Below are 19,880 nucleotides of genomic sequence, written 5' to 3'. Positions count from 1 at the left end.
AACTCAAGAAAATAAGTTAACCTTTTACACTATATCGTTTTATTGAAAGTCAAACGGTATCCTTTTTGCAAAGGTAGATTGATTTACAAATCTATTTGCTTCAAAATCTTATGGGTAGCACCCGCCTTTGATTCCACATAACTACCAGCCGCTTCGCCACTCAATCGCAAGTACTCTTGCTGAGTCATGAACTGTTGCATCATACGTGCAAACGAAGAACTATCCGTGATTTCGAACCCTCCCTTCGCCTTAATCAGTTCTTGCGCTTCTTGAAAACGCTGATGATTAGGACCAAAAAGTACGGGCATATTCCATACAACGGCTTCTAACACATTGTGTATTCCTACCCCAAAGCCTCCACCAACGTACGCCACCTCACCATAATGATAAACACTCGATAGCAGTCCGAAGCAGTCGATTAACAAGCATTGAGCTTGTGCAGCTTCTTCGGGTGTTGTTGCTGTGTAACGAACCGTCTTTCCTTTGCATTTTTCTTCGATACGCTTCAAATGCTCTTCGCTGATGACATGGGGGGCGATGATCATTTTCCAACCCTTACATTCATTCATGAAAGGAATAAAAATATCTTCGTCTGGCGCCCAACTTGAGCCTGCAACAAACACTTTTTTATCTGCTTTGAAAGCCTCAACTATCGGGAGTTGCTGAGCTTTCTCCTTGATTTGCAACACTCTATCGAAGCGAGTATCGCCTACGACATCGACCGTATCTATCCCTAGCGTGTGAAGCAAGTGTTTGCTCTTTTCGTTTTGGACAAAGAAATGCGTAAAACATCTCAAGACGCCTGCATAACTTTTGCCATACCAACGGAAGAAAATTTGATGCTCTCGGAAGATGCTGCTGACACTGTAAACGGGCACATTGCGGTGCTTGAGGATGTGCAGGTAATTGTACCAAAACTCGTATTTGATGAAGAAAGCCATGCACGGGCGCACCGTTCTCAAAAACCTGCGGGCGTTGCGGATGGTATCTATGGGCAGATAACACACAACGTCGGCATGCTCATAGTTCTTCCTCACCTCGTAACCCGAAGGCGAAAAGAATGTCAGTAGTATTTTATATTCAGGATAATCGGCGCGGATTCGCTCTATCAACGGCCGCCCTTGTTCAAATTCACCTAACGAAGCGGCATGAAACCAGATGTATTGATGGTTGGGATTGACCTTGCTCTTGAGGATATCAAGGGCCTGGCGTTCGCCCTTCCACATCTTCTTAACTTTCTTACTGAAGATACTGGCCACGGCAACACCGCACAGATAGAGGTATATGGCTACTTGATACACGATGCAAAGAGGTTTTCCTATTCAGCTTATTTGCATCAGGCAAGATGAGAAGCCACGGTGGGAATCTCCTCAATGGCCTTACGCAAACGCCTTAATGTTTCGTTCTTACCCAGGAAAGCTGAAATATCGAACATGCCCGGGCCTTTGCCTATTCCGACCAAAGTCAGACGGAACGCATTCATGACATCACCCAGTTTATAATCTTTCTCCTTGACCCAATTCATGACATGCTGCTCTTGATTCTCAATGGAGAAATCGTCAAGACCTTCCAGCAAGTCGGCTAACTCGGTCATCTGCTCTGCTGAATAGGGTTTCCAACGCTTGCGAACCGTCTTCATGTCGTACTCCAGCGGTGCTACGAAGAAGAAAGAACACAACGGCCAAAGCTCTTTAACGAAGTCGACACGGTCTTTCATCATGTGAACCACCTGCCGGATACGATCCATCGACTCATCTACGCCGTTGTTGGCAACGATGGGTGCGAAGAGATCGGCTATCTCATCATCACTCTTCTGCAACATGTATTCGTGGTTGAACCAAATGCCTTTCTGGTAATCATACTTGGCTCCGGCCTTGGAACAGCGTGTGATGTCAAAGGCATCAACCAACTCGTTGAGTGAGAATATCTCCTGATCGGTTCCCGGATTCCATCCCAAAAGAGCGAGGAAGTTAACCACTGCCTCGGGGAAATAACCGCTCTCGCGGAATCCTGACGACACTTCACCCGTCTTGGGGTCGTGCCATTCCAGCGGAAAGACGGGGAAGCCCAAGCGGTCACCATCACGCTTCGACAGTTTACCTTTGCCTTCCGGCTTCAACAACAGGGGCAGATGGGCAAACGAAGGCATGGTGTCGGTCCAGCCAAACGCCTCGTAGAGCAACACATGGAGGGGCGCGCTGGGCAACCATTCCTCACCTCTAATGACGTGTGTAATCTCCATCAAATGGTCGTCAACAATGTTAGCCAAATGGTAAGTGGGGAGTTCGTCAGCACTCTTGTACAACACTTTATCATCAAGAATGTCGCTCTTGACAATCACTTCGCCACGAATCAAGTCCTGTACATGTATCTCACGACCAGGTTCTACCAAGAAACGCACCACATACTGCTCACCATCCGCGATGCGTTGTTGGCACTCCTCGGGCGTCATTGTTAACGAATTGCGCATTTGCATGCGCGTATGAGCATCGTATTGGAAGTTTTTTAATTCGTTTCTTTTGGCCTCCAACTCCTCCGGAGTGTCAAAAGCATAATAAGCCTTACCTGCATCCAGCAACTGCTGAACGTACGTCTTGTATAGCACGCGACGCTCGCTTTGACGGTAGGGCCCATGCTCTCCGCCGAAAGAAACACCTTCATCAAACTGGATGCCCAACCATTTGAATGACTCAAGGATATATTCTTCGGCTCCGGGAACGAAACGATGAGAGTCGGTGTCCTCGATTCTAAACACGAGATCGCCACCATGCTGACGTGCGAAAAGATAATTATACAACGCTGTTCGTACTCCACCAATATGTAAAGCACCGGTAGGACTGGGTGCAAAACGCACCCTTACTTTTCTTTCTGCCATTTTAAATAAATGAAGATAAGATATTAAATTTTGTGCAAAAGTAGTCATTTTTTTGCAGTATGCCGTATTTTTTTTGTATTTTCGCATGATAGTTGGCCGAAAGACCCTGTATCATGAACAGACAAAAGGTTCATGGCACACAAACGAGCCTTATAGGGATTACATCCCATCTATCAACACGTTTCAGAACAAGATATCTATTTTTTGTGACAAAATGAGTAAACTTAACATAACAGATTCGCAAAACTGGCAAAACATATTAACGAGGATAATACTCGTGGTGGTCACCGTTGTGCTCATTGTATGGAGCCTTCCACGCGACACGTCGCAGCAGTTTCATTACGATGTGGACAAGCCTTGGATGTATCATTCATTCATTGCCACCTTCGATTTCCCCATCTATAAGACAGATGAGGCCATCCAACAGGAGAAAGACTCGCTGATGCAGTATTTCCAACCTTACTTCAATTATAAGGCAAATGTGGAGAAAGAGCAGATAGAACGGTTCAAAAACGACTTCAAGTTGGGCGTGCCAGGCTTGCCAGCGGCCTACATGCACATCCTTTTGGATAGGTTTCATCGCCTCTATCAGGCAGGCATTATCAACACACCCGAATATAATCGGTTCGCAAAAGATTCGACCAACATGGTCAGAGTGGTGAATGGCAAGGCGGCACAGAGCGTCCAAGTCAATTGCGTTTACTCTACCTTGTCGGCCTACGAACAGCTGTTTGCCGACAACAAGCTGGCTCCTTATCGCCAATTGTTGCAACGTTGCAACCTGAACTTCTACCTACAGCCCAACTTGATTTATGACAAAGACCGGAGTGAAACCGAGCTCAACGACCTTTTGAGCAGCATTCCGATAGCCAGCGGCATGATGATTAGCGGACAAAAGATTATCGACCGGGGCGACATCGTCGACGAATACACCTATCGGGTATTAAACTCATACGAGCGAGAGATGAAGCGCAGAAACGTTTCTGACCAAGAAACCAAGACCACTTTCTATGGCCAACTGCTCTATGTGAGCATCCTCATCATTCTGTTCACGGTCTATTTGTCGCTTTTCCGCAAAGACTATTTCAGTAAGCCGCGCAGCATCATGATGCTTTATGTACTCATCGCATTGTTTCCCATCTTTGTTTCACTGATGATGAAGCACAGTTTGTTCAGCGTGTACATCTTGCCATTGGCCACCGCAGCCATCTTCGTGCGCATGTTCATGGATTCAAGAACGGCGTTCGTCACACAGTGCATCATCATTCTGATTTGTGCCGCGGCGGTGAAATACCAATACGAATTCATCATCATGCAAATCGTTGCGGCCCTGGTAGCCATCTATTCTCTACGCGAACTCACACAACGATCACAGGTATTCAAGACAGCTATCCTCGTAGGACTATCGTATGCGGTGGTTTATTTTGCACTACAACTCATGCAAAATAGCTCGCTCGACAAGCTTGACATCGACATGTATTACCACTTTGCAGCTAATGCTGTACTGCTGTTGCTGTCTTATCCGCTGATGTATGTCATCGAAAAGATGTTTGGCTTCACGTCCAATGTCACGCTATTCGAGCTGTCCAACACCAACCGGGGCATCCTTCGCGACCTCAGCGAGATAGCTCCCGGCACCTTCCAGCACTCCATTACCGTGGCCAACCTCGCCGCTGAGATTGCCAACAAGATTGAGGCCAACGCCCTACTGGTGCGTACCGGTGCCCTGTATCATGACATTGGGAAGATGAACAACCCCGCCTTTTTCACCGAAAATCAAGTGGGAGCCAACCCACACGAAGGTCTTTCACCCAAGGAGAGTGCCCGCATCATCGTGAGTCATGTGCCAGACGGCGTGAAATTGGCAGAGCAACACAACCTGCCATCCTTTATCAAAGACTTCATCTTGACCCATCATGGCACCAGCACGGCAAGTTATTTTTACATACAATACAAGAATGAACACCCCGATGAGGAGGTAGATCCTGCACCCTTCTCCTATCCGGGACCCGATCCTTTCACGCGCGAACAAGCCATTTTGATGATGTCCGACTCTGTTGAGGCTGCCTCTCGCTCGCTTCCCGAGTACACGGAAGATAGCATTACAGAGCTTACCAACAAAATCATTGACGGACAAGTGAAGCGCGGTGCCTTCACCGATTGCCCCATTACCTTCAGGGATGTGTTGCAAGCCAAGCAGGTATTGATAGAACGACTGAAGGCCATTTACCACACGCGGATATCATATCCGGAAGAGAAAGTTAGCAACACGAATTAAAAGAGGCCTCTACAAGTTAGATGTAGACTCTACCTCAGCGGAAACATTTGATACAGACCATGACCTTGGAGTCATAGACAAATAAACTATATGCCTACGCTCGTTCACGGACACGTAGGCATATAGATTGCTCAATAAAATACATGTAAAGCAGCAAAGATAGCTACTTTTTCATCGGCAGGGTGTACAGAATCTTACCATCTTTGTTGATGGCATAGAGGGTAAGTTGCTGTTTGTTGGCACTAATCACTGTAAATCCTGTGGACCCATCGCACCAACGGGTTCCATCTGTTGGCTGTACTGGACGTGAGAGAGCTGCTGCAGAGTTGACCCAATAGTTAATCTTGTCACCTTTCTTCTTGATATATTGAAAGTTGTGTATATGCCCACAACCATATACCGACACATTGGAATGTCGCTGAAGCACGGGCAACAGATATTTCTGCATGTCGGCACGCTCTTTGTCCGACTTGGAAGTCTGTGCATAGATGGGATGATGACCTACACAAATCACCCAATCTTCATGTGCAGCAGTCAACGTACTGTCCAACCATGCCAGCTCTTGTTCAAGGTTTTGTAAATGAGCATCAGGATAAGTTTCGGTATTCTTTCTATATTTACTGATAAGGGGAGTAGTGTCGAGAAAAACGATTCGCACCGTACACCCATCACCTTCGAATACTTTGGAATAATAACGAGCTGGCATTGCCCATCGACGACTCACATGAGCATAATCGAGTACAGCTTGGGTATTGCCACGATATTCGTGATTCCCCAAAACAGGATACCAAAAACACATCAGCTCTGGATGAGAATAAATTAGTTCATAATTAGTCATCCACAATGGATCGGTAACGTTTTGCACGCCATTGAAATGATGAATATCACCTACAGCAATCACTGCCTCGGGTCCAACAGTCTCCGCCATGGTACCCATCAACTGGGCTATGGTTTTCTGGTCGTAATAGCCATTACGCCCCATATCGTTCACCCAATACAGGTTGACAGCAGCTTTCATTTGTTTCCAATCAGCAGGGGTTTGCGCTTGAGAGGAAATGAAAGACAAAAGTAAGGTGACAACAAATAGTATCTGTTTGAAAAACTTGTTCATTTTCATGTTGATTGATGTTTATTTTGCTCCAAATGCTCCAAAGAAGTTACTGGCCACGGATGAAGAGAAATAATAATTTTGGTCATCAGTATTGCTCACCCATTTTACTTTCTTCATGCCAAAGAAAGCCAATCCGCTGGGAAAGTTAGGCTTCACTGCCGAAAGAGCACCAGTGAGTTGAGGCGCGCCAGGCTGAAGATGAAAGTCCCATGCTGGGTTCCATTTCAAGGGAGCCCCATTGGCAGGGTCATCGCTCTCACAGTTGATATTCATCTTATCATTTTGAGTAAACTTAATAAATAATTTAGACAAATCCTCTGGAGCCTGACTGGTGAGATTGTTGTCATCCCAAACAATCATCTTGAAGTCTTTACTTTGCTGCTTCACTCCTGTATTTGTGGATGCAAAGAAATAATTGGGAGAAAGCACACTGTTGTCTATATCAGCCCCATCCTTACCGGGTTGACGGATTCCATAACGGTTGTCAACCATTAAATTATTCACAAAAACGGGCGCAATAGCTTTCTCTATCCATACATTTCCACCTTTCTTATTCTTCGTTCGACGCCATCCGCAGTCAATAGCTGTATTGTTATAGATAACAAGCTTCGATGCAAAGTTTTTCTCTACGCCCGACCCAGAAAGTTTAAAGGCATTGGTACAAGCATTGTATATCAGGTTGTAGGCTATGTCGAGTATGCATCCCGATTTCACATTGATAGCTTCACCACCATCACTCTCATTACCACTATCGGCAAACACGGACCCATAAATAATTCCATTACCACCTGTGAAATAAGTTTGGTCATCGTAATTGTCATGGAAGAAACAGTTAACGACAGCAAAGCGACCTTTGGTATTGCAGAAATGGAACGCAGGTACCCCGCCATCAATGGTGGTCTTGAACAATTTGTTTTGAAAAGAAAGGGAACTTTCCGTGGGAGTAGCACCAGCATGGGCTATCTCTGTATGACTTAACACCACCTCTTCACAGTCGTATCCACAAATGATACCACCCCAGTCGTTGGGCTTGCCCGTATCCGAGCTGATAACTACGGGCTTCTCTTTCGTGCCCATAGCGTACAGGTTTCCTAATGCCACAATCTCTATAGGATGATCTTCCAAGGGCTTCGAGCTGACTGTGACCTTCACGCCAGGCTCGATATAGAGGGAAGCGCCAGCAGGAATCTTGAACGAAGAGGTGAGTGTGGTGTCATGTGACCAAACGATAGATCCTGTAGGATAAGAGGCTATGGCCGTCTTCACTGTATTTGCGTCACCTGTATTGATGGTTATGGTATCGGTTTTGGCAGCGTAATCGTATGGATTAATGTTTTCATTTTCACACGAACTCATGCCTCCCATAAGGGTTACAGCTAATATGCTTACAAACAAATTAAATCTCTTCATATTGAATTTTACAAAAGTTGATGATTACAAATTTACTCTCACTCCAACCAGAAATGTGCGTCCATACTTGTAGGTTCCTACAATGGTACGATCATTGGGTTGTCCTGGTATCTTGGTATTAAACTCATTAACGGTTTTTAGGTACCGTTCGCGCTTTGAGTTGAGCAGGTTATTGGCTTTAACAAATAAGGATATGCCATTGTTGAAACGCTTCTCGCCACTCAGGTCAAGCGAAAAGAGATGCTTCTCCCATTCGTCAGAATCATAATAGGGAGATACCAATACAAGTTGTGTCCCAGTATAGGCTGCTGCCAATTGTCCATTCCACCCATGTTGCGTATCTTTATAAAGCAAAGATAAGTTAGCGGTATGCGGTGCCTGATTGATAAGTGGTCTCGTTTGGTCAACATGCTCTACTTGATTCTTTGCAGTATAGCGTTTCTTGGTTGTGGTGATGGCTGAATGCGTATAAGTATAGTTGGCCTTGAATCCAAAGTGACGGATATACTTCACCACATCAAGCTCAACACCATAGTTTCTGGCGTTACCAAGGTTTTGAGGCATATAGTAGCTGGCGTTACCCTGACGCTGGTCTACATCGAAAGTTGTCTCAATCGGGTCTTTGAGATACTTATAAAAAACACCCAAAAGCACCTGTTCATCTTGCGATGGTAACCACTCCCAACGCAGATCGAGGTTGTCAATACGTGCACATTTTAATAACGGATTACCCTTCTCGGTGTAATCCTCACCATCCACCTGATAAGGCACAAGCTCATAGAATCCTGGACGATTGATGCTCTTGTAATAACTGAAGCGAAGATTCATCTTGTCCCTAAATGTCCAGCGAAACGAAACAGACGGCAAATAATCCCAATACGACTGTTCACCAAGAGAACCCGTTGTCTCAAAACGTTGCAGCATTGTGTATAGTTGGTTGGTATGCTCGGCACGAAATCCAGCTACCAGTTCATAGATTGGCGAAGTAAGTGTTACCATACCGTAGATAGCACCTATTCGTTCTTTAGAGTCGTAATTGAGTTGTGAGGCCTGCGAACGAGGTGTTTTGAGTGTCCAGTCAATTCCGTGAAACGCATCAATATCATCAGAAGGCAGTAGGATACCATTATCTGAGGGTACAGATATGTATGAGTAATATCGATTGTTACGCTTCTTGTTGCGATACATAGCACCTGTTTTCCACACCGCTTTAAGTTCTTCACTGAAAGGAGTCGCCCACGAAAGATTGACATAGCCCGTCCAATCCTTATCGTCGTTATGCTGGAAACGACGCTCCTGTGATGCCGGGAATATCTTAGTGACCTTGCCTTCTGTCACGGTGTTCTTGATAGTGGTATAGATACGGTCAGGATCTTTCTCTCTGGCATCGGCGAAAAGTCCAGCCCAATCTACCGTGAGGTTACGCGTGAAATGATGCGTTCCCTTGATATTTGATGCAAAGATATTCTGTGTTTGTGTCATGGTACGCATCTCATCCGCACGTGTCCAGTTGCCATTTGCAAGGTCAAAGTCGTAGTCAGTCGTGATATCCATGCTGTAGCGTGTATTGTCCGCTTGACGACGCACGTACATATTATACCACTCTATCTTGTGATTGTCAAGCGTGAAGTCAATCTTTCCATGCACACCCAGGTTAAGATCATGGATGGAATAGAGTCTTTTCTTGATGGAACTGATGTAAGCTGTTTCCTCACCGTTGGCCATCACCTCCTTATTGAGCTCGCGTTCGGTGCCACGATACGTATTCTGCAGGTTGGTAGAGAATATCACTCCAAGCTTTTTATCCCAAAAACGATTGCCGATAGAGATACCTGCATGGATGTTGGGTATTGGTACTTTGTGGCGTGAAAGCTGAGTTCCACCATTCTTAAAGTCGGCATTGGTCGCATCGTACGTACTTCCATAACGCTCGTAGGGCGCTTTAGAGGTGGTACTTCCGCGCTTAGCACTTAAAAAATCGTAATTGATTTGTCCGAATGGTGATTGCGTTTTATCGCCTTGCCAAAAGAAATCGCTTGCCCCTGTTGCTACATTCGCTTGAAGTCTGAAACTGCCTGGAGCATCTTTCATATTCATATCTACCACACCACCCGCAGCATCGCCTTCCATATCGGCAGTGAGCGACTTAGAAACAATAATCCTGTCCATCAAATCTGAAGGGAAGATATTCAAGGGAATATAGCGATTTTTGTCATCAGGACTGGGTATTTTCACGCCGTTAACCAAGGTATAATTGTACCGTTTGTCCATTCCTCTTAGAATGGCATACGAGGCTTCACCCGACGCATCGTGCTGCATTGTTACGCCAGAGACACGTTGCAGTACTGTTGCCACATTGACATCGGGTGACACCAGAATGGCTTGTGCACTCATCACATTGAGTACTTGCGACGAATTTTTCACCATCGCATAAGCGCTTACATCAGTGTCTTTTGTACGAAATCCCTTAACAACCACCTCTTTTAGTTCTTGTAGTTCTGGTTCCAGCTCCAGATTGATAGACTTTCCTGCGGACATATCCACCTGAACCTCCTTGGATTGATAACCAATGTAGCTGGCTATCAGCGTAATGGTGCCTTGATTGGGCAGATCTTTCAACACAAAAGAACCGTCCAAGCCTGTAGAGGTGGCATGATGTTTCTCACCTTTCACTTGAACTACGGTACCAATAAGCATCTCACCCGTTAACTTATCTTTCACTATACCAGTCAAAGAATCAGCAAGACAGACAGGAATGATGCCTAAAATCAGCACTGTCGTTAATACAATTTTCTTCATAAAATTAGCCTGTTCACTTTTACGAATGCAAAATTAGGACATAGATATTACAATCATGTAAAAGAAATATTTCATCACCATGAAAAAGAAAAGCGGGATATTTTCATCTATCTCGCTTAAAAAAGAAGCAATATCGTCCAACGATATTTACATGGGGTCGACGTCATAGTACACTTGCAGGGCGGCATATCGCTTGTCCTGCAACAGTTGTTGCTGCACGGTACGCAAGTAAAGACGCACCGCCTTTGGGTCGATACCGTTCTCCAACTTGATGACAATCTTGCGGATGTGCAGGTTTTTCACGCGCGCTATCGAAGGTTTGTCAGGACCTAAAATACGCTCACCCAATCCCTGTCTGAGCCTGCTGCCCATCTCTATGCCGGCCGTTTCTACCACATCGTCGTGCCGATGACGCAAAAAAACGTATACCAACCGATGGAAGGGCGGATAAGAAAACAATCTCCGTTCTTCCAATAGTGCCTCATAAAATCCCTGATAGTCATTTTCCACCACCTGTCTGATGATGGGTAGCTCCTTGTTTTTGGTCTGTAAGAACACCTTCCCCCGCTGTCCTTTACGCCCAGCCCTACCGCTTACCTGCGCCATCATCATGAAGGCGTGTTCGTAAGCGCGGAAGTCTGGATAGTTCAGCATGGCGTCAGCGTTGAGTATTCCCACCACACTTACCCGGTCGAAGTCAAGTCCTTTGCTCACCATCTGCGTGCCGATGAGCAGATTGGTGCGACCAGAAGAGAAATCATCGATAATCCTTCCGTAGGCATTGCGGGTGCGCGTGGTGTCCAAGTCCATGCGGGCGACACGCGCATCGGGGAACAATTGCCCCACATACTCCTCCACTTTCTCCGTTCCAAAGCCACGACCACGCAGGTCGGTGCCGCCACATGCGGGACAAACCGCAGGTATGCGGTAGGTATAACCGCAATAATGGCAGGTCAACAAGTTCATGCTTTTGTGCATGGTGAGCGACACATCGCAGTTGGTACACTTTGGAACCCAACCGCAAGTGCGGCACTCTATCATCGGTGCGAAGCCGCGTCGGTTCTGAAACAGTATCACTTGCTGCCCGCTCTGCAACGCTTCATTCACGGCAGCGATAAGCGGTGGCGAGAAAGGTCCCGTCATCATCTTGCGCCGTTGCAGATCCTTCGTGTCCACTACCCTAATCTCCGGCAGTTGAATGTCCTTGTACCGCGAGGTCAAGGTCACCAGTCCATATTTGCCCTGGCAGGCGTTATAATAGCTTTCCACCGACGGTGTGGCCGTCCCTAACAAGGTCTTCGCGCCATACATCCTTGCCAATACGATGGCTGCCGACCGTGCATGATAGCGTGGCGAGGGGTCTTGTTGCTTGAAAGAGGTTTCGTGTTCTTCATCAATGATGACCAACCCGAGCCGCTGAAAGGGCAGAAACACGGCGCTGCGAGCTCCCAATAGTACCTCGTATGGATGGTGCGAAAGCTGTTTCTTCCATATTTCAACGCGTTCGGCATCGCTATATTTAGAATGGTAGATGCCCAATTTGTTGCCAAACACATGTCTTAGCCTACTGGTAATTTGCACCGTGAGGGCTATCTCCGGCAACAGATACAGCACCTGCTTCTTTTCCTCGAGTGCCTTTTTAATAAGGTGTATGTAGATTTCTGTTTTGCCACTGGAGGTTACGCCATGCAGCAAAACCACGTTTTTCTTAAGAAATTGAAAAACAATTTGGTTGTACGCTTCTTGCTGAGCCTCATTCAAACGTTTCACGTTTTCAAGATGTTCCTCCCCATGGTCATTGAGCCGTCCCACCTCCCGCTCGTAGGTGAACAGTATTTTCCGCTCTACCAGGCTCTTGATGACGGCATACGAACAGCGCGACACGTTCATCAACTCCTCCCGGGTGATGTCCATCACCGGCTCTGTCGTTTGAGTTCCTTCTATCGTTTCCCAGTGTGAGATGCGCAAGAAGTGCATGAGAGCCTCTCGTTGGTTGCGTGCTCGCTTCAACAGGTCAAGGGCCACGTTCAGCGATTGCTCGTTGCGCAGTGGCTCGCACAGGTCGATATACGTCTCCGTACGAGGCTTATAGTTCTCCTCCACCTTCAGTCCAGCGGGCAAAGCGGCATTGTACACGTCGCCGAGCGGGGCCATGTAGTACGCCGACAGCCACTGCCACAGCTGGTATTGCTGCTCCAGAAGCATGGGTTGATCATCAATCACGTCAACGATGTCTTTAACGTTGAAGGCGGGTTTGTCCTGATGCACCCTCACCACAATGGCGGTATGCACCTTCGAGGCACCAAACGTCACGGCCACACGCACGCCAAACCGCACCCGCTCGGCCAAGTTGTGAGGAACCGAATAGGTGAACGTGCCTTCCAAAGGCAGCGGAACAATGACATTTACATACGTTGTGAGCATGCCGCAAAGTTAAGACAAACGAGAGAAAGAACAAAAAAATAGCTGGTCAAACTCAACGTGACGGGTTGTAAAACACCTAAAAAAGGTGTTTTCAAAACTTGTGTTCCACCTATTTTTCGATAGAATACAAGTTTTAAAAACACCCAATATCTTGACACTTTTCAGATGTTATTTCACCACTTTAAAGGTCTTCGTTTGTGCGCCACAAATCACTTTTACCAAATATAGTCCAGGGGCTACGCCTGCAAAATCAACCTGAGTGGTGCCTGTCTGAGCACGTTGTTGAGCCATCAGCAACCCTTGTGAATCAAACATCTGAATGCATCCTTCGGCTGGAAGGTCCACATGGAGGTAGTCGATGACGGGATTTGGATAAACTTTGACAGCCAGATGAGGCGCCTGAATAGCGTTCACACCAGTTGCTACGACATCTGAATAGAACAGTTGGAACTCTGAAATCTGGCACAGTTCCCCGCCTTTATTCTCATCGAGTTGCAGACGATAATACTCGTATGGTTCTGAATTGTCGAAAGAATAGAACTGTGTGATGTGTCGATCGTAGAACAACTCATCGTTACGCTCATCCAGTACCACCCAATGACTGCCGTCATGAGAGCCTAACACCTTCCAGGATTGCGGGTCACGATCAGCATTGTCGTTGGCTGAGGTAAGGCTATACAGATTGGCTTTCATGCCTTCTGCTGCCTGATAGTCAACCCACGATTCGCCATAGAAGCTGAAGCAATACTTGCTGGCTGCCGCCTTGTCAAACAACTTATCAACGGCTTCACCGCCATTCACACCAGGAACATAGCAGGATGTGGTTCCTTCCCGACTGGTTAAATCTTGATTTGACAGACACAGACCATGGAGTTGAAGTTCACCCAGCATGACAGAAGTGGCACTTGCACTCGCTGTTTTCTTCACCAGCAAACGATAGTAAACATACAAGTCGTTATTGGTTATTTTGAAGGTACGCAAGGCTCCCTTTTCCTTGACATTGCTCGCACTGCCTTGATGCAATACACGCCAGTTGGTTCCATCGTTAGATGCTTGCAATTGCCATGTCCTCGGATCTTTTTCTGCATCATAACCCATGCAAATAGAATAAGCCCTGACCTTGGCTGGCTCGGGAGTTTGGTATTGTACCCATGCCTCACCCTTAAACGGAAGCTCTGCATAGGTGCGGGCATTGTTATCGGTCAGCACCTGCAAATCGGCATGATTGGCCCCATTGGATGCCGTGAGCTTACCGCCATTCTTGGTAATATCGTTATAAAGCGGGGCGCTTGACATGAGTTTTCCAATGAGTTGCCACTCATGGAGCGCCGTATGGGTGGCACCATGGTTGCCGGTAATTACCAGTCTAAAGCTCTTGTAAGCTTCTTGAGAGGCAACGGTGTAGAATTGTGTGCTCTGCTCAACTGGGAACGTTTCATGTCGCTTGCGGTCAAGCTCCGTCCAGTTTCGCCCATCACGGGATCCGTAGAGCACCCAACCAGCTGGATTCGCAGCAGCCTTTGAATCACCGTTAGTCAAACTATAGGAGGTTAACACATAGCTTCCGGCAGCCTTATATTCAATGACAGCATCCTGATTTGCGTCAAAAGATGTCATGGTAGAGGCGTTTTTGTCAATCAACGAAGACCCTTCTGGGTGCATCATACTGCCGCCATCGGCTGTGATATCATCGCTCAAGAGGCAGGTTCCCAGGAGTTGCCACTCGCCTATATGCAACGCTTTGCCGCCATTTGTTGCGGTAACGAGCAGGCGATAATCCGTAAAAGTCTTGCTGGTATTCACGCTGAAGTGCTTGTTTTGGCAACGCATGGCAAACACTTGCGCTTCTTGTGTATCAAGCGTTGTCCAGGTCTCACCGTCATTCGACCCCTGCAACGTCCAACTTTTGGCATCAAACGATACGTCACCAGTGCCACTGCCTATCGCATATCCCTTCAAAAGAGCGGGTGCCACCGAACGATAATGGAACATGGCCTGCCCCTTGAAAGCAGACACCGTGGCCGAAGTTGTCAATCGATTATCGGTCAAACTGCCCAAGTCGTCTACCTGTTGATCGGTCATCAGCTGCCCACCATTATCTGTGATGTCGCCAGGCAATGCTTCCCGATCGGTACCAAACTGCATTTCTGCCAACCTAAAGTTGTCCACCGCCGCCACATTCTCCTTGTTTACGAATTTCAAATACACCTGATGCATACCGTCTGTTGGTGCAACCGGTGCGGTAACAGTCTTCCAACCGGGTGTGTTGGGAATGGCAGCTGTACCGATGCAGGGGCCATCTATACTGTCAAGATGAACCTCAATGGCACATTGATAACTGGCATTGCCCAACTCGGAGACATAGAATGACACCGAAGTTGCGGGCTGACTGCCAAAGTCAACCCAGTTATATCCCACGTAATAATCATTCTTGATATTTGAAATCTCCAAGGGCGATTTTCCTGAATTGCTGTCCTTCAAATAGACACCTTGTATCGCATTAAACTCATCTGCGCGAATGGGCTGAAACGCATCCTTGACAATACGACTGTCATTCAGTGGGGCATTGAACGCTACTGATACGGCTGTGGAACATCCAAAGGGCTGATTGTCAAATTTCTTTTCACCAAACATAAAGTCTTCACTCGACTTCGTCAGCCATGCAGAGTGAATCACGCCACGAGAATTCATGTTGCTGTAAGCCTGCATGGCGTTCTTTTGCATCCATTCCACATACTCGGGCTTGTTCAAATCGATGATGAACTTTCGCACATAGCGCATCAAAATGCCTTTAAAACCTGATAAATCGCCGTCCACCACTTGACAAACATTGATGATACCGTCTTGGTTACAGAGATGTTTCACGGTGTATTCCATAATTCGTTCTGCATCTTGCTTGTACTGTTCGTCGCCATAATGGTTGTAAAGCATGACGGCTGCGCCCAACATGGTGCCTTGGTTGTAGGTAGAGGCCCACCGATTGTACTTGGAAGGCAAGTTGGTTGTCGCGTCCCAGATAAAGGAATCATACACTTGTCCTGTAGACGCATTGAACAAATACCGGCGTTGTTTGGCATAAAGGTCGCGGGCTTTGACATAATAGGTTTCATCACCTGTAGCCATGGCAATGTAACAAGCGGCGACTTCAGCGGGACCGTTGATACACGAGTTGGTGCCGTTGCGGTCGCCCGAGCTTTCTGCCCACCGCAGCATGCCCCATGGGTTGTACGCCCGTTGATAGATGGCGTCAAAATTATTTTTGGCCAATTGGGTATAGGTGGTTGAGCCAGTGAGAAGTCCGGCACGCGCAGAAGCGATGATCATCCACATCACGTCGTCGTTGTAGTTTTCTCCATGCCATCTGTACCCAAACCAATAGCGCCGCAACCAATTGTCCTTTACCTTAGACTTAAAATAGTTAAAGCCTTTTTTAAATAGGTCTAAATATGCTTCTTGGCCGGACGTTTCGTACGCATCCAACATCGTTTCCAGCATTTCGGCATCGCCCCATCCGCCGCCAATGCCAAACGAAACGTTGGCACCACGGGCACGCACAAACTGTTTGGTCCATCCGTTCATTACCTCATCTCGTAGCGCAGGGGTGATCTTGTTGATGGGTTCAACCTCTACCAACTGCCATATTTGAGAAGGATCGGCCCCACCTGTTTGATTTTTTTGAACCACATCAACCGACAATGTCGCTCCATCATTCGTGCTGCCGGTGGTGATACAATACGATTGTCCGCCGTCCTGTTGTACCAGTTGGTATTGACCGGCCTGGCCCGCTACGGCTTCTACCTTCCATTTGGAGGAAGAAAAGGTGCTTAAAGTGGTTTGGTACAATTGTGATGTCTTGCCCAACATCCCTCTTCGGGTCAAAAACTTACCACTATATACATTCTTGAATGCAAAAGAACCGTCGCTATTGCGCACCGCCTCCCATTGTTGCGAAGGCACATTCATGTCGGTCCACAGTAAGATGTTGACATTGTTCTGCAAAGAAGAGTTTTCAATCAAAAGCGACTTGTCTTTCGCCCCTACAGAAACAAGGCGGTAAGTCTTGCCCTCAACCACAGCACCCCAAGCCAGGTGCATGAGGGAACAGAACACACTGAGTAGTAAAATTTTCTTCATTGTCGGTATCATAGATTGATGATATTGTTAAGTCATAGTGTAGCCGCAAAGATACAACAACCAACTGACAAATAGGAGAAAAACGTTATTTTCTTGCAGAATTTAACAGCCCATCCTACCGATGTCAGCATCGTAGGGGCGTGATTGATCACGTTCCGTCAACGCAAACAAACACCGTAGGGGCGTGATTGATCACGTTCCGTCAACGCAAACAAACACCGTAGGGGCGTGATTCATCACGTTCCGTCAACGCAAGCAAACACCGTAGGGGCGTGATTTATCACGTTCCGTTAGCACAAACAAACACCGTAGGGGCTAGATTTATCACGTTCCGACACCGGTAAACGGGATAACCGTACACAACGTGATGCAACACTACACACACCACCCTGCACAAAGGCGGAGCGTGATGAATCACGCCCCTACATTACCTACTAATCGGATGACGCAACAACGAATTGTCCGTCGCTGTGGATGAACCCTTGTTCGCCTCCTCGGGTGGCCTCAAAGTAGGGATATTCCTCGCGCAACGAGATGTCATCAAACTCAAACGGTGCCACAATGGTGTCTTTCCCATCGGGAAGTATCAGTCCCATCTTACCCTCTTTCTGCACGATGACGGGCATGGTCACCAGGTCATCCACGTAAATGTAACACGTTCGAACGAAATCATACACGGGGTGAACCAAGATGTTGCCACGATGATCACACAGGCCAAACTTGCCATCCTGCTCAATCACGGTATGATATTGAATGTACTTTGATTTGATGCGATTGAGGTAGAACACCCACTTGCGCTTATCGTTCACCAGCTCGAGCATGTAGTTGAACGTGTCGCAATAGTTGGCGATGGCCCGTGTCAGCACAATTTTCAAGTCCAACCCGCTCAACACCTTGCGGTTCAGGTCGATATACCGTGCGATGGCCTCCTCCTTCTGCGGTACGCTCAGGGTGGACAACTGCGCCTCAAACTTCTCCATCATGGCCTTCGAGCCCGACATTCCCTTGATGTAGCGGTGTATCTGACGCGACATCTCGTCACAGACAAACTTGTCTATCTGCCGCTGTTCAATGGGGTCAACATATTTTTCCTCAAAATTGTCTTGCGTGATTTTCTCCATGGTAGTGTCCTCCTTTTGGGCCAAAGGTAAGCATTTTTTTTAAATCAGCGGAAGAACAGCAAGACATTTTTCCATACTTACAATTTTAGACCACGGCTCTTTCATTTAAAGGCGATGTTGTTGAACAACAAATGTAACAAATATTACGAATAAACCAAACAAGACAATGAACGCAAGCGTTCTGCTAATGAAACCAATCTGCCGACGTCAACATGTCGTGCCTCTTTGCAAAATTTGTTTCATTTGATGAACGCTTGCGTTCATTGATTCCAAACAGTCAGATTTGTTTCTTTCGTTCAATTCGTTGTTAAAACAAAAGAACATGATTATTGTTGAATAACAAACGACCTTTTAGATAAAAGAGCCGTGCGAGCTTAAACTATCAACTCGTCAACTTGTAAACTTGTGAACTCGTCAACTAAAGATTGTTGTTAAATAAAAAGCTTTATTCGTTGTTGAAAACATGCTTCATTCCCTGCCCATCTAAACTCATTGACTTTGCCGCCCAAACCCATTGACTTTAGGCCCTAAACCCATTGACTTTGGCGCCCAAAGTCAATGCAATTAAAAAGCAAGGGGAAAACTACTGTTCTTGTTCCCGCAACTGCTTGGGCGTCAACCCACTTCGTGTTTTGCAGAAAGCCCGCATATTCTGCACCGTCGTGAAGTTTAGTTCGTCGGCAATCTCCTGGTCGGTGTGCGCCGTGTTGCACAGCAAATCCCGCAGTTGTTTCATGCGGTTCTTCGACAACCACGCTTGTGGAGTTTCTTTAAAAACCTTGCGAAAGTATCTGATAAACGTAGGATAACTCATGTTGAGCTGCGAGGCCATCTCTTGTACAGGCAAGTATTGGCCAGCCAACTTCATCACGTCATTGTAGAACCGCGCATTGGGATCGTAGATGGGGGCGATAAACGGCAGCAAATCAGCTGGTCGATAATAAGCTTGCAGCACCGCCGCCAGCTCTTGTTGCTTCATGGCATGCACCTCGCAACACATCAGTCCGTCGGTGATGTAGCCCGTCATTTGCCGCACGATGGCTTGAATCTCGGGGTTCATGGGCAGCACCCTACCCTCCTCTCCGGTTGGTTCACCATCGTTCGTCAACGCCCCTGTGTTCACGATGCGGTGACAGAAATCCAGTCCGTCACCCTGAACGTACAGCCGCATGCACACGCTATCTTCCATGAACGTAACATACGACTGCTCTGTGAACACGGCCGTTGCCATTTCACCGGCATTAACAACTGTTTCAACGTTCTTTTGATGACATAGCATCAGTTTGCCACTCATCACGAATATCATCAGGGGGATGGGCAGAATGTCGTCCATACGCTCTCCACGTTTGCCAGAGAGCAAGGCAAAACCCATGGCCTTAGACCCAATGTAATTAGGACATTGGCGGTGTTTGTTTAAATTGTAAAATTTCATGCACCAAGAGTTTGGAAATCTGTAGCAAAACTGCAAACAGACTTTATTTTTGTAAATATATAATAATTACAACATGTTTATACGAAAAATAAACACAAATTAATACTACTTCCGTCCTTTTAATAATTATTAGCAATAAGAGGGGATAAAGATAGATATATTCACCGTTTTAATATTTTATCATGCGTTTACACCATTTGTAATGATTAATTTTGTATTGTTCAAAATACGAGCTTTTTGTATCTATCAGGTGATGAGGCGCTCACGTCCTTCCACCTTATTATATATATAATGCA

The 19,880-nt window shown here is 46.6% G+C and carries 10 protein-coding genes; 1 reads left to right on the top strand and 9 read right to left on the bottom strand.

Annotated features, from left to right (window positions below):
* Positions 1-83 precede the first annotated feature (83 nt).
* Positions 84-1,301 (bottom strand): 3-deoxy-D-manno-octulosonic acid transferase, encoded by a 1,218-nt coding sequence (locus tag HMPREF0650_RS11150; protein ID WP_004350863.1) that lies wholly within the window; start codon positions 1,299-1,301, stop codon positions 84-86.
* A gap of 35 nt (positions 1,302-1,336) precedes the next feature.
* Positions 1,337-2,875, bottom strand: a complete 1,539-nt coding sequence (gene gltX / locus HMPREF0650_RS11145; RefSeq protein WP_040563275.1) for a glutamate--tRNA ligase — start codon at positions 2,873-2,875, stop codon at positions 1,337-1,339.
* A gap of 214 nt (positions 2,876-3,089) precedes the next feature.
* Between gltX and HMPREF0650_RS11140 the strand changes: the two genes are divergently transcribed.
* Positions 3,090-5,153, top strand: a complete 2,064-nt coding sequence (locus tag HMPREF0650_RS11140) for an HD family phosphohydrolase (protein ID WP_040563280.1) — start codon at positions 3,090-3,092, stop codon at positions 5,151-5,153.
* A gap of 163 nt (positions 5,154-5,316) precedes the next feature.
* Here HMPREF0650_RS11140 and HMPREF0650_RS11135 read toward each other — a convergent pair whose 3' ends face one another.
* The 7 genes from HMPREF0650_RS11135 to HMPREF0650_RS11105 form a co-directional block, all read right to left on the bottom strand.
* Positions 5,317-6,264 carry a metallophosphoesterase gene (locus tag HMPREF0650_RS11135; RefSeq protein WP_155813641.1) on the bottom strand — a complete coding sequence of 316 codons (948 nt, stop codon included), beginning with the start codon at positions 6,262-6,264 and terminating at the stop codon, positions 5,317-5,319.
* Positions 6,265-6,282: 18 nt separating this feature from the next.
* Positions 6,283-7,674 (bottom strand): beta-helix domain-containing protein, encoded by a 1,392-nt coding sequence (locus HMPREF0650_RS11130; RefSeq protein ID WP_004350856.1) that lies wholly within the window; start codon positions 7,672-7,674, stop codon positions 6,283-6,285.
* A 24-nt stretch (positions 7,675-7,698) separates the two neighbouring features.
* Positions 7,699-10,473 (bottom strand): TonB-dependent receptor, encoded by a 2,775-nt coding sequence (locus HMPREF0650_RS11125; protein ID WP_004350853.1) that lies wholly within the window; start codon positions 10,471-10,473, stop codon positions 7,699-7,701.
* Between the two features lie 147 nt (positions 10,474-10,620).
* Positions 10,621-12,897 carry a replication restart helicase PriA gene (gene priA, locus HMPREF0650_RS11120; RefSeq protein WP_004350851.1) on the bottom strand — a complete coding sequence of 759 codons (2,277 nt, stop codon included), beginning with the start codon at positions 12,895-12,897 and terminating at the stop codon, positions 10,621-10,623.
* 168 nt (positions 12,898-13,065) lie between these two features.
* A complete protein-coding gene (locus HMPREF0650_RS11115; protein WP_040563278.1) occupies positions 13,066-17,031 on the bottom strand; it encodes a glycoside hydrolase family 76 protein in 3,966 nt (1,321 codons plus the stop codon).
* Positions 17,032-17,465: 434 nt separating this feature from the next.
* A complete protein-coding gene (locus HMPREF0650_RS11110) occupies positions 17,466-18,152 on the bottom strand; it encodes a WG repeat-containing protein (protein ID WP_040563277.1) in 687 nt (228 codons plus the stop codon).
* 583 nt (positions 18,153-18,735) lie between these two features.
* Positions 18,736-19,584 (bottom strand): helix-turn-helix domain-containing protein, encoded by an 849-nt coding sequence (locus HMPREF0650_RS11105; protein ID WP_004350843.1) that lies wholly within the window; start codon positions 19,582-19,584, stop codon positions 18,736-18,738.
* Positions 19,585-19,880 lie beyond the last annotated feature (296 nt).

The sequence above is a fragment of the Hoylesella buccalis ATCC 35310 genome (assembly GCF_000177075.1).
Lineage (GTDB): Bacteria > Bacteroidota > Bacteroidia > Bacteroidales > Bacteroidaceae > Prevotella > Prevotella buccalis.
The sequence above is the reverse complement of the archived record's forward strand: the minus strand, read 5'-3'. Positions and strand labels throughout refer to the sequence as shown.